9 protein-coding genes are annotated in these 12,481 nt (G+C 66.9%); 5 read left to right on the top strand and 4 right to left on the bottom strand.

Going from position 1 to position 12,481, the window contains the following annotated elements; all coding sequences use genetic code 11:
- Nucleotides 1-14: 14 nt before the first annotated feature.
- Nucleotides 15-368 (bottom strand): winged helix-turn-helix transcriptional regulator, encoded by a 354-nt coding sequence (locus tag ACFVWG_RS19980; RefSeq protein WP_391544814.1) that lies wholly within the window; start codon nt 366-368, stop codon nt 15-17.
- A gap of 81 nt (nt 369-449) precedes the next feature.
- Here ACFVWG_RS19980 and ACFVWG_RS19985 point away from each other — a divergent pair, with 81 nt between their 5' ends.
- Nucleotides 450-1,154, top strand: coding sequence for an SDR family NAD(P)-dependent oxidoreductase (locus ACFVWG_RS19985; protein WP_391544815.1), 705 nt, complete (start codon nt 450-452; stop codon nt 1,152-1,154).
- On the opposite strand, the gene ACFVWG_RS19990 is transcribed toward ACFVWG_RS19985, so the two are convergent.
- On the bottom strand, nt 1,151-4,411 hold the full coding sequence (locus tag ACFVWG_RS19990) for an NPCBM/NEW2 domain-containing protein (RefSeq protein ID WP_391544816.1): 3,261 nt from the start codon (nt 4,409-4,411) through the stop codon (nt 1,151-1,153). The two genes, ACFVWG_RS19985 and ACFVWG_RS19990, sit on opposite strands and share 4 nt — an antisense overlap.
- 11 nt (nt 4,412-4,422) lie before the next feature.
- Entirely contained in the window at nt 4,423-5,451 is a 1,029-nt protein-coding gene (locus ACFVWG_RS19995; RefSeq protein ID WP_391544817.1) for a LacI family DNA-binding transcriptional regulator, read from the bottom strand.
- A 448-nt stretch (nt 5,452-5,899) separates the two neighbouring features.
- Here ACFVWG_RS19995 and ACFVWG_RS20000 point away from each other — a divergent pair, with 448 nt between their 5' ends.
- Genes ACFVWG_RS20000 through ACFVWG_RS20015 form a run of 4 tightly spaced genes read left to right on the top strand, consistent with a single transcriptional unit; the run spans nt 5,900 to nt 11,166 of the window.
- Nucleotides 5,900-6,916, top strand: a complete 1,017-nt coding sequence (locus ACFVWG_RS20000; protein WP_391544818.1) for a UDP-glucuronic acid decarboxylase family protein — start codon at nt 5,900-5,902, stop codon at nt 6,914-6,916.
- 8 nt (nt 6,917-6,924) lie between these two features.
- Nucleotides 6,925-8,793, top strand: a complete 1,869-nt coding sequence (locus tag ACFVWG_RS20005) for a glycosyltransferase family 2 protein (protein WP_391544819.1) — start codon at nt 6,925-6,927, stop codon at nt 8,791-8,793.
- Nucleotides 8,790-9,845, top strand: a complete 1,056-nt coding sequence (galE, locus tag ACFVWG_RS20010; protein WP_391544820.1) for a UDP-glucose 4-epimerase GalE — start codon at nt 8,790-8,792, stop codon at nt 9,843-9,845. Before ACFVWG_RS20005 ends, galE begins: the two co-directional genes overlap by 4 nt.
- Nucleotide 9,846: 1 nt before the next feature.
- The gene (locus tag ACFVWG_RS20015) at nt 9,847-11,166 is read left to right on the top strand and encodes a UDP-glucose dehydrogenase family protein (protein ID WP_391544821.1); all 1,320 of its coding nucleotides are present in this window, start codon (nt 9,847-9,849) and stop codon (nt 11,164-11,166) included.
- Here the strand turns inward: ACFVWG_RS20015 and ACFVWG_RS20020 are convergent.
- Entirely contained in the window at nt 11,163-12,479 is a 1,317-nt protein-coding gene (locus ACFVWG_RS20020) for a right-handed parallel beta-helix repeat-containing protein (RefSeq protein WP_391544822.1), read from the bottom strand. The genes ACFVWG_RS20015 and ACFVWG_RS20020 overlap by 4 nt on opposite strands.
- Between the last annotated feature and the right edge of the window lie 2 nt (nt 12,480-12,481).

Here is a 12,481-nt window from a genome sequence, read left to right on the forward strand (position 1 = left end):
GCGGCGGGGTCTGTTCATGGCTGACGGGCTCGGGCTGCTTCGATGTCCGGGACGTGCTGTTCGGCCCAGAGCCGGACGGCGCGGAGGGGGATGAGCAGGGAGCGGCCCAGGGGTGTCAGGGCGTACTCGACGCGCGGCGGGTTCTCGTCGTACTCGTGCCGGCTGATCAGGCCGTCGGCTTCCAGAGAGCGCAGCGTTTCGGTCAGGACTTTCGGGGTGATGCCCTGGATGTGCGTCTTGAGTTCGGTGAAGCGGCGCGGTCCCTCGTCCAGGGCGTTGACGACGAAGACGGTCCAGCGGGCGCCGATGCGGTGCAGCACGGTGCGGCTCGGGCAGGTCGCTGCCATCACGTTGTACGCCTTGCCCATGGGGGTGCTCCCAGTTCCGTTGAAGATACCGGTATCAAAACCATACCGTTACACCCGATCCTACGAGAAGGAGTGACGGAGATGGAACGAATCCTGGTCATCGGCGGGGCGCGGGCGCTCGGCGCGGCTGTGGCACGGCGAGCAGCGAAGGACGGGTACGACGTTGTCGTCGGTGCACGCGATCTGGCGGCGGCCGACGTACTGGCGCACGAGATCGGCGGCACCGCGGTGCGGGTCGACCTGCAGGACGAGTCGACGATCGCGGCCGCGGCAGAGCAGTTGAAGGACGGAATCGATCACCTTGTGATGACCGGTTCCGCGCCGCACGACGTACGGGCGACCGAACTGGATCGCGACAAGCTGCTGGCTGCGTTCACAGCCAAGGTGGTCGGCCCGTTGCTGGTCGCCAAGCACTTCGCCCCAGTACTACGGCCGACCGGGTCGGTGGTGATGTTCTCCGGCGTCGTCGGGTGGCGGCCTGGGCCGGGCTCGCTGGTCAAGGGAATCACCAACGGCGCAGTCGAGTACGCCGCGCGCCACCTGGCCGCAGATCTCGCCCCGGTGCGAGTCAACGCCATCTCGCCCGGGGTCGTGGACTCCGGCGCCTGGGATCGCCTTGGTGACAAGAAGTCCGGACTGCTGGCCAAGAGCGCAGCCGGAACCTTCGTCGGACGGCACGGCGAGACCGAGGACGTCACCGACGCGGTGATGTGGCTCCTCCGTGCCGGCTTCGTCTCCGGCGAGACGATCCACGTCGAGGGCGGAGCCCGGCACAAATCCACCTAGTGCACTTGATGCAGTACGGCGTTCGCCCAGTCGGCGTGGTCGGAGTTGTTGCCGTCACCGGCGTCGGTGACGCGCAGCAGCAGCTTCTGGACTCCCATCACGTCGAGGTCGATCTGCTGGGGCGCGGAGTCGCCCCGGAGGACGGGGGACTCGTAGACCAGCTTGCCGTCTGCCTCCACCTGAAAGACCACGGACGAGTACGGCGACCCGCGCTGGAAGTCGTCAACACCAACCAGCGCGGAGAATCGCACATCCTTGGGACTGAGCTGGTACACGATCTCGGACGCGGCGTGGGTGCCGATCCCCGTTGCGTACTCGACGCCCGCCAGGGAGATCGGTCCTCCGGATACCGACCGGTTCTTGGTCAGCTGGCCCCAGCCGATACTTGCTGACGCCCAGGTGCGATCAGCGAGTGCTGAGTCCTTCAGGTCGGAGGGGAGCGCCGCCTCGTCAGTGGTTGCTGCAGGCCCCTTTCCGCGCTCGTTCCCGGAGGCGACGCGGTACTGCCAAGGGCCGCCGCCCGCGTTGAGGTCGACCCAGCCGTCGCCCGTCACAGACGGTGCAACCACGGCGAAGTCGCCTGATCCGGCCCGGGCTCTCTCCACGGTGGCGGTTAGCGCATCGGGTGCACTCTGCCAGCTCAGGGCGACTCGGTCTCCGGATCTGTAGGCATGCAGACTCGCTGGAGCTGCAGGTACAGCCGCAGGCATCGTCCGGAACGTATGCGGCCCGGAGCGCACCGGCAACTGTTGGCCAGTACGCGCGTTCACCGCGGTGACCGACCAATAGAACTGGCGACCCGGCGTCAGCCCCTTGATGACAGCCGAGGTGCCTTTCACGGTCGTGCGCAGTACGACGTCCTTGAGCAACGCATCGCGAGCCACCGTGACGACGTACTCGGTGGCGTTGTTCGACTGGCTCCACTGCAGGACGGGATTGCGGGGATCGATGCGGTCGGCGCCATCCGCGGGGGAGACCAGCTGGAAGTCCGCGGGGTGGGTCGTCATCGCGTCGCCCCAGCGCTTCTGGTCGTTCGGCCCGGTAGTTTCCGCGACAACCTTGCCGCCCGGCGGGAGCGTGACCGTGACGGAGCTGACCGACTTCCCGCGCTGCAGAGTGTGGTCCGCGGTGACCGTCTTTCCGTTCACCTTGAGCTTGGCGTAGCCGCCGTAGAAGCTGATCGTGGTCTTGAACGGCCGCGGTCCGGCGTTGTGCGTCACGGTCGTCTTCGTGCCGCCGTCGTGGCGCACGTTGATGTCGTGCGCGCCGACCATGACGTGGTTCAGATCCAGCCAGCCGATGTCCTCCGGCAGCCGCGACAGCGTCGAGACCGCATGCGAGGGCGCGTCGGGGACGATGCCGGCCAGACCTTCGACCGTTTGCGACACGAGCGTGAACGGCACCTCGGGGTAGTCGCCATTGGTGCCCTGCTGGACGACCTCGTGGGGCTTGTCCAACTGGTCGATGATGACGTTCTTCATCCACGACCAAGCCTGCTCGGACCGGCCGTAGGCGAACAGCACGTCCGGCACGTAGGTGCTCGACTCGATGTTCGACGGTGTCCGTTCGGAGTACATCTGATACAGGTAGCTGAGGAAGTTGTCGGTCTTGCGGCTGTTCGGATCGATGATGTCGTCGTAGGCCATGAACATCGAGTTCTCCTGGCCCCAGCCGGCGACCTGCGTGCCGTCGGGGTTGCGTCCGCGCGCGTACTCCCACGCCCCGGGCGCGATGCCCCACTCGGTGTTGAAGTAGTCGTACAGGTCGCTGGCCCGCTTGTCGAACTGCTTGGCGACCGTCTTGTCTCCGCGAGCCCGCGCAAGTTCGGCGTACCCGCGGAACGCCTGGTACTGCGTCGCGATGCCGTCGCCGGCTTCGACCATCTGGGCATCGGATCGCTCGTTGTAGCTAGCAGCGCCGTACCAGATGCCCCGCCCGGTGCCCTCGGCGACGCCGTTGGGAACTTGCGTGTCATGCCGAGTGATGAACTCGGTCACGGCCTTCGTGTAGAAGTTCCAGAGCGTCGGGTCGTTGAGGTAGGAGGCGTCTCCCGTCCAGCGGTACTGCTCGGCGGCTTTGTCGACCAGCTCGAACACCGCAGGTACCTCGCGGACGAAGTACGAGTCGCTCGGGTTGTCGACGAAGTACGGGCTGCCGTCGAAGTTGAGCGCCCACAGCGGATACCAATCGCGGGCCGCCGTCGACGTCGCGGCGTACGCGCCGAGCATCGACTTGTTCTCCTGGTCGAGGCCGAGCAGATGCGCGCCGGACGACTGGTGCGCGTAGTCGCGGATGTAGAAGGCTGTCCGGTGGGCATAGCCGGCCCAGTACGACGGGATGTAGTCGGCCTGCTTCGCATTCGGGGGAACCGGTCCCTCGACGTCGATCGGCCCCCGCTTGCCGGTCTGGACGTGCTGCCTCGCCCGCCACTTGGCCCAGTTGAAGGTCTCGACCAGCTTGTTGTTGGAGCTGGAGATGACGATGCTCTTCTGCTCGGAGACCACGCTGACCGTCCAAGTCGTCTTGTTCCCGGCGCGATCGGTGATCACAAACGTTCTCGGCTGGGTGTAGTCCAGTGGGGTCGCGGGATCCGGTGAGATCGTGGCGCCTTCGGGAAGTTTCACCGTGGCGACGAGACTGCTTCGAGAGGCCTCGTACGGCACCTGGATCGCAACGGTGCGTTTGGTGTGGTCGATTGCTGATGGCCCCTGCTGTCCCGCGATCGCGAAGCTGATCAGCTCCCGAATGTCGGCGCTCACCGAAACGTCATCGAAGTTCACCCAGTTCTCGGTGCTGCTCCCGACGAAGACCGCTACCCGTTGGCCGACGGTCAGCTGCACCGGATCCAGCGTGTAGTGCCGGTAGTTCCCGTCGACCGGCAACGCCCGGGACGCGAGTACTGCACCGGAATCGAGATCACGAAGTCCAAAGGTTCCACCGGCGCCGTTCGCCCCGATCCAGGCTGTCGCGGTGTAGTTGCCCGCGACATCGACCTGGAGCTGTTGACTGACCTCGTATCCGCTGCCGGCGTCGAGGTACGCGAGCGCCTGCCCGGAGTGCGGGTTGTTGGTCGCGCGTCCGGATCCGGCGGAGAACACCCAGGGATCGCCGCCCGTCTCGAACCCACCGTTCACGACGAGTTCGTGCAGACCGTCGTCTTGTCCTGCTGCCGTCGCGCCCGCAGCAGGCGGGATCACGAGGGCGAAGGCCAGCAGGCCGGTGACGACGATCTGCCGAGCTTTCCTGATGTATCGCATGGCGAACTCCTCTAGCTGGGCAGAGCCATCACGGTCGCGCGGCGGGTGAGACGGGTTGGTACGAGCTCGAGGCGTTCCACGCCTTCAGCGGGCTGGTTGAGTAATTCGAAGAGGGTGCGGATGGCGGACAACGAGACCTCGTGCGGATCCAGCGCCACATTCGAGACCTGCGGTTCGGCGTCGGCGGCATCGTCATCCGTCGCCAGCGCGATCAACGAGAGCTCCGCCCCGGGACTGAGCCCGGCCGCGGAGAGCATCGGCACCAACTGGTCGAGGGAGTGGCTTCCGGCGAGAAACACGCCCAGCCGCTCGTCCGGAGAATGCAACGCCCGGATCTGTTCCACAGCTGAGCGCGCACCGGCACGCCCGAACTCGATCGGCGAAATCTCCGTGTGCCGCAGACCACGAGCTGCTGCCTGCGCCCGTGCCGTCGTCAGCAGCCGGTGAACGAAGCTCAGACCCACGTCCGTCATCGCCGCGGGATACCCGATGACGGCAACCTGGTCATGCCCGGTGTCGGCGAACTCGTCGATCGCCAGCCGCGCCGCGCTCTCGAAGTCGAGATCGACACACGTCAGGCCCTCGTGCTCGTCGGGAACTCCGATCAGAACCACCGGTACGCCGAGCTCCGCGGCGATGGCGATCCGGTCGTCGACGGCCTTGATGTCCATCAGGATGATCCCGTCACACAACCGGCGACCGGCGATCCGGCTCAGTCCCCGGGTGCCCTCGCGCGCGGTGACCAGGAGGAGGTCGTAGTCCTTCTCGCGCAGCGTGCTCGCGATGGTGTCGATGAACGGCAGCAGGCCGGCCTTGTCAGCCGCAGTATCGAACGGCACCACGAGACCGATCACCCGGGTCTTCTGACCGGCAAGAGCCCGCGCCCCGTGATTCGGCTCGTAGGTGAGCCTCTCGATCACCTCCTGCACACGCCGCCGCGTGTCCTCGGAAATCGGCCGGCGTCCGCTCATCACATACGACACCGTGCTTTGCGAGACGCCCGCGATCCGGGCCACGTCTGCTGCGGTGTACGGCTTCATCGGGCGGTCCTTCGGCAGTCATCGATGCGCATCGATGACACACCGTAGGGCCGCCCTCCGGCGATGGCAAGACCTGGCGCCTGGCGACCGGCCGTAACGCAGGCCGGCGCCCGCGATGAACACGGTAACTTCGCCGAAACATTGAATTTCGAGAATGCCGGTCCGTTATATTGCCGAGGATTAACAATTCCGTGGGTTAAACCTCTATTGTGACTCGGGTCACAGCAATCTCCGGTGCGATCGTATCGCTTGTTTCGCTACGATCGGCATCGAAAAGTAAGCGAACGTATGACCCCTGCACCGGCGCCCTGATCCCGCGTCATCCCGCAGGTTTCTCCCTATTCAGTGGGCGAAAGACGTTGCAGCGCAAGGTCTTTCGGTACGTCCGCTGCCAGTTCGTTGCGCTTTCCCCTTCACCGCCCCGCACCATCTTTCGGAGGGTATTGTGATGCGCGTTCTCGTCACCGGCGGAGCCGGTTTCCTCGGCTCCCATATCTGTGACTTCCTGATAAATCGCGGCGACTCGGTCATTTGTGTCGACGACCTGTCGACCGGTCGCCCGGCCAACATCCGGCACCTGCTCGAACTGCCGGCCTTCGAATTCGTGAAGGCCGATGTCAGTGCCGGCCTGGACATCGACCGTCCGGTCGATGCGGTGGCCCATTTCGCCAGCCCGGCCTCGCCGCCGGACTACCATCAGCGTCCACTCGAGACCCTCGCGGTCGGCAGTCGCGGCACCGAGCACGCACTGCGCCTGGCGGACCGGAACCAGGCCCGCTTCGTGCTCGCGTCGACCAGTGAGATCTACGGCGATCCCGCGGTGCATCCCCAGCGTGAGGACTACTGGGGCAACGTCAATCCGATCGGTCCCCGCAGCGTGTACGACGAGGCCAAGCGGTTCGCCGAGGCGCTGACGATGGCCTACCGGCGGACCCTCGGCGTCAATACCGGAATCCTGCGGATCTTCAACACCTACGGCCCGCGGATGCGCCCGCACGACGGCCGCGTGGTCACCAGTTTCATCACCCAGGCCCTCAACAGCGACCCGTTGACCATTTACGGCGACGGGAGCCAGACCCGCAGCTTCTGCTACGTCGACGACCTCGTCCGCGGGATCGTCGCCATGATCGATTCATCGGAAGCGGGTCCGGTGAACCTGGGTAATCCGCGCGAACGGACGGTGTCCGAGCTGGCGGAGCTGGTCCTGGCGATCACGGGGTCGCCCTCGGCCGTCGAGTACCACCGCCTGCCGGTCGACGACCCGACCCGGCGTCGCCCCGAGATCGCCAAGGCGCAGCGCGAGCTGGGCTGGCTGCCGCAGGTCGACGCGGAGGAAGGACTGCGCCGTACCGTGGACTGGTTCCGCAGCAGGCCGGACGAGGTCGCCGCAGCTGCAACCTTGGTCGCGGGTGAGCAGGTCGGCGGCAGCGGCGCGGTTGCCTTCGGCCAGCTCCAGGCAAGCTAGGCCCGCCGGTGAACCTCTCGGATACCCGGTTCGCCGCCCCGCCCGCTACCACGCCGAAGGACAGCGGCACCGACCAGCTGGAGCTTGCCGCGGAGATCAGCCGGCTGTCCGTCGGCAACGTCGTCGCCATCGCGCCCAGCGGGCCGGAATTCAGGCCGGACGTCGCCCGGCGTTCGGTGGATCCCGACACGTTCGTTCCCGCGCTGGGCCTGCGCGACAGAGCGGGTATCGCGGTCCTGACCGTGGGCTGGATAGCCTGTGTCATCTGGTTCTGGGTCTGGTGGCTGCGCCCAGAGCACCGAGTGAGCTGGGCCGGCCTGATCATCAACAGCGCGCTGCTGCTCTATCTTTCGTGCCAGCCGATCTACTTCGCGATCGCGGTGAACCGCCTCCGCCAGGTCGGACGCGCCTCGGCGATCCCGGTCTTGCGGGTCGCGTTCGTCGTCACCCGAGCGCCGTCGGAGCCGTGGGCGGTCGCCCGCGCGACGTTGAGCGCGATGCTGAAGCAGGACTTCCCTTACTTGTACGACGTGTGGCTGTGTGACGAGCAGCCGACGCCAGAGATCACCCAGTGGTGTGATGAGCATGGCGTCAGGATCTCCACCCGGTTCGGGGTTGCCGCCTACCACCGGGACGAGTGGCCGCGCCGGACGCGTTGCAAGGAAGGAAATCTCGCCTATTTCTACGACCATGGCGGGTACGAGGAGTACGACGTCGTCGCCCAGCTCGACTGCGATCACGTCCCTGCCCGGACCTACCTCGCCGAGATGGTGCGTCCTTTCACCGACGAAGCGGTCGGCTATGTCGCTGCACCCAGCGTGTGCGACGCGAACGCGACCGTGTCCTGGTCGGCCCGCGGCAGGTTGCATCGGGAGGCCAACTTCCATGGCCCGGTCCAGCTGGGGCACAGCCGCGGTCTGGCACCGATCTGCATCGGCTCGCATTACGCGGTCCGCACGCGGGCGGTCCGGGACATCGGCGGCATCGGGCCCGAGCTCGCCGAGGATTTCTCGACGAGCTTCCTGCTCAACTCCGCCGGCTGGGAGGGCGCGTTCGCGATCAGCGCGGAAGCGCACGGGGACGGCCCGCTGACGTTCCCGGCGATGCTCGTCCAGGAGTTCCAATGGTCCCGCAGCCTGACGACGGTGCTGCTCGGGCTTGTCCCGCGGCATCTGCACCGCCTGCCGTGGCGGCTACGCCTCCGCTTCCTGTACGCGTTGTCGTTCTACATCTTGATCGCGCTGACCACCGCCTGCGGGCTGGCGCTGCCTCCGATCGCGGCCATCACCGGCGTCCCGTGGATCACCGTGAACTACCTGACGTTCCTGTTGCACTGGTGGGCCATCTCGGTCTGGCTGGTCCTCCTGACCTTGCTCCTTCGCCGGCGCGGTCTGCTCAGGCCGGTCGACGCCCCGATCCTGAGCTGGGAGAACTGGCTCTACTGTCTGACCCGGTGGCCGTTCGTCGCCTGGGGCGTCTGCGCCGCCGTACTACAGCAGATCCGGCCACGGCGGGTCACGTTCAAGGTCACGCCGAAATCCGTCGACGGGCTCGAACCGTTGCCGGTCCGACTGATCGCGCCGTACGCGGTGATCAGTGTGGTCATGGCTGCCGCCGCGCTCGCCGGAGAGCACACCGGTCGGGCGGCCGGGTACGTCTTCCTGTGCCTGCTCGGCGCCTTGGTCTACACCACCGTGACGTTCGCGGTGTGCCTTTTGCACGCTTCCGAGTCGGCCAAGAGGAGCGCGGTACGACGTCGCCGCGCGCTCACGGAGACAGTCCGCGCACCGCTCTTCGTCGCCGCGCTCACCGTCCCGTTCCTCGCCGCCGGGATTGCGCTCTTCCCCACCTATGTAACGGAGGTGTTCCAGTGGTGATCCCTTCGACAGAACCCGCCACAGTGCTGGTCACCGGCGGAGCCGGGTTCATCGGCAGCCACACCTGTGTGGAGCTGCTGGCGCGCGACTACGAGGTCGTCGTCGTCGACGACCACTCCAACAGTTCCCCCGGTGCGATCGACCAGGTGCAGAAACTGGCCGGACGCCCGCTGACCTTCTACCGGGCCGACCTGCGTGACCGGGCGGCGCTCGACGCGGTGTTCGAGGCGCACCCGATCGATGCGGTGATCCACTTCGCGGCGAAGAAGGCCGTGGGGGAGTCGATGCGGATTCCCCTGGACTACTTCGACATCAACATCGGCGGGACCACGAGCCTCCTGCGCTCGATGCACGCCCACGGAGTGCACCAGTTGGTGTTCTCCTCCTCCTGTTCGATCTACGGCTCCAGTGCCAAGGTGCCACTGGCCGAGGACGACCCTGCGGCGCCGACGAATCCCTACGCCCGATCGAAGTGGATCTGCGAGCAGCTCCTGGCCGATGCCTGTGCGCGGTACCCGGAACTCGCGGTGATCGCGCTGCGCTACTTCAACCCGGTCGGCGCGCACCCGAGCGGGAAGCTCGGCGAAGACCCGCTCGGGCTGCCCAACAACGTCATGCCGTACCTGATGCAGGTCGCCGTCGGCAGGCTGCCCGAGCTGCCGGTGTTCGGGAACGACTACCCGACACCCGACGGAACCTGCGTCCGGGACTACATCCACGTCACCGATGTCGCCGATGGTCATCGCCTGGCCGTCGAGCATCTCGCCGACGAACCGGGGTTGCGGGTGTTCAACCTCGGCACCGGCACCGGTGTCTCGGTTCTCGAGCTGGTCAAGGCGTTCGGCGAAGCCTGCGGCCGGCCGATTCCGTACCGGATCGAGGGCCGACGTCCGGGCGACGTCGCCAGGCTCATCGCCGATTCGACCCGGGTGGAGCGGGAGTGGGGCTGGCACACCACTCAGGACCTCGCCGCCATGTGCGGCGACGCGTGGCGGTTCCAGAAGCTCAACCCCCATGGCTACGGCAATCTTTCGTCCTCTGAGGAGCTCTGACATGCGGATCACAGTCATCGGAACCGGCTATCTGGGCGCGGTGCACGCCGCCTGCATGGCCGACCTCGGCCACGACGTCCTCGGCGTCGATGTCGACACCGCGAAGATCGAAGCGCTGGCCGCCGGCCGGCCACCGTTCTTCGAACCAGGACTTTCCGAAGTGCTCTCCCGAACCGTCGGGTCGGGCAAGCTGAAATTCACCACCTCGCTCGCCGACGCTGCCGCCTTCGGAGATGTCCACTTCGTCTGCGTCGGGACCCCGCAGAAGCCCGGATCGCACGCCGCCGACCTGAAGCACGTCAACGCGGTGATCGACGGGCTGGCGCCGCATCTGGACCGGGAAACCCTGGTCGTCGGCAAGTCCACCGTTCCGGTCGGTACGGCGGCCGCGGTGGCAGCCAGGCTGGCCGAGCTCGCCCCGGCGGGCGCCGGAGCGGAGGTGGCGTGGAACCCGGAGTTCCTCCGCGAGGGTTTCGCGGTGGACGACACACTGCGCCCGGACCGCTTGGTGGTCGGCACGGTGTCGGCGAAGGCGGACGCGATCCTGCGCGACGTGTACGCGCCGATCCTGGCGACCGGTACGCCGTACATCCGCACCGACCTGGCCACCGCGGAGCTGGTGAAAGTCTCGGCGAACGCGTTTCTCGCGACCAAGATCTCGTTCATCAACGCCATCGCCGACGTCTGCGACGCGGCCGGCGGCGACGTGGTCACCCTCGCCGAGGCCATCGGGTACGACGGCCGGATCGGGCACCGGTTCCTGTCGGCGGGACTCGGCTTCGGCGGCGGCTGCCTGCCGAAGGACATCCGGGCCTTCATGGCGCGCGCGGAGGAACTCGGGGTGCACGACGCGCTCGCGTTCCTCGGCGAGGTGGACGAGATCAACATGCGGCGGCGGCAGCGGGTCGTCGGTCTGGCGCGCAAGCTGGTCGGCGGCTCGTTCCTCGGTCGCAATGTCGCCGTCCTCGGCGCGGCGTTCAAGCCCAACAGCGACGACGTCCGGGATTCGCCCGCGCTCAACGTGGCGGCGACCATCCAGCTGCAGGGAGCCAATGTCCGGGTGCACGATCCCGAGGCGATCGAGAACGCGCGGGCCGCGTTCCCCAGCCTGGACTACGCGCACGAGGCCGCGAAGGCGTGTGAGAAGGCCGATGTCGTCCTGCACCTGACCGAGTGGCAGGAGTACCTCGACATCGATCCGGAGGAGCTCGCGCAGGTCGTCAGTCATCGCCGGATCGTCGACGGCCGCAACGCACTGTCCCTCGACCGCTGGCGAGCAGCGAGCTGGACGGTCCGGGGACTCGGCCGGGCCAGCGCCTAACGCCGTACCCCCGAAGGACCGTAGTAGGCGTTGTTCTGGAGGACGTAGGCGGAGCTGTCCACACCCTCCGCAGCGATGAACGGCCCGTTGTCCCCGGCGACCAGGACGTTGTCCCGGACCACGATGCTCGACAGTGGTCCGGACAGCCGGACCGCGGGCCGTTCACCGGTGGCTGCTACCACCGCCTTGTTGCCGTACACCTGCGCTCCGCTGACGTGCCCGGCCACCGTGATCCCGCCGTACCAGCTGCCTTTGCGAGGGGAACCGCTGCTGACGTTGTAGCGCACCACGTTGTTCTTGTTGTGCAGGCCGGAGTGTGCGGCGTAGAGCAGGAATCCGGCACCGTCGTTGTCGTAGGCCAGGTTGTACTGGAGAACCGAGTCCGAGGTGTTCTGGTCCAGGTCGAACCCGTCGCCGTCGACCGTCCCTCCGGTCAGGTTGCGATAGGCGACGTTGTGCTCGATCACCACGCCGGTGGAGTCGTAGGCCCAGATTCCCGCCGGACCTTCGCCGGCCGTGCACAGCCAGCCGTTGTCGTGCGCGCTGGACCGTGCGACCGTTCCGCCGTGCACGCTGCCGAGGATGATGCCGCTGCCGGTGTTGCGGGTGGTGTTGGTCGCGTCGCCGGCGTTCCGGAACGCCTCCACCGAGGTCACTGAGACATTCGCATTCGCGTACCGCGGGGCGCTGGGGTCGAACGGGGGACCGTAGGTGACCAGACCGGCTTCCCGATTGTCGTGCACGACCCCCCGGGTGACCACCACGTTGTGGAAACCGGCGCGCGGGCCACCGATCTCGATCCCGTTGTTGAATCCGCTCACCTCGACGTCGCTGATGGTGACGCCGGGAAATGCCCGCCCGCTGCTCGCGTCATTGTAGAAGACAATACCGCCGGCCGTGTTGTACGCCGCCGCGTCCCCGGCAGCCACCAGGTCGCGAATCCGGACGGCGGCGGCATTACGGACAAAGACCGCCGGACCGGCCTGGCTGTTGATGGTCGCCCGGCCCCCGCCGTACGCCCCGATCGTCACCCCCTGGAGAGCTTTTCCGGCGTCGCCACCGTCAAGGTGCAGCGTCCCGGTGAAATGCGCTCCACCACGCAGGAGAAGGCTGTCTCCGGCCGAGAACCTCGTGCTGTTCGCCCGGTCGAGGGATTGCCAGGCGGAATTCGGCGACAGGCCGTCCGACGTGTCCGACCCGGACGGATCAAGGTAATATGTGCGGTTGCGCGAAAGCGGTGCGGTTATTGCGGGAACCATGCTGGCGGCGGTCAGAAGTGCGGTGGCAAATCTCGCCCACTTGATGATGGTCATCC

It is taken from the genome of Kribbella sp. NPDC058245, assembly GCF_042882005.1.
Classification (GTDB): Bacteria; Actinomycetota; Actinomycetes; order Propionibacteriales; family Kribbellaceae; genus Kribbella.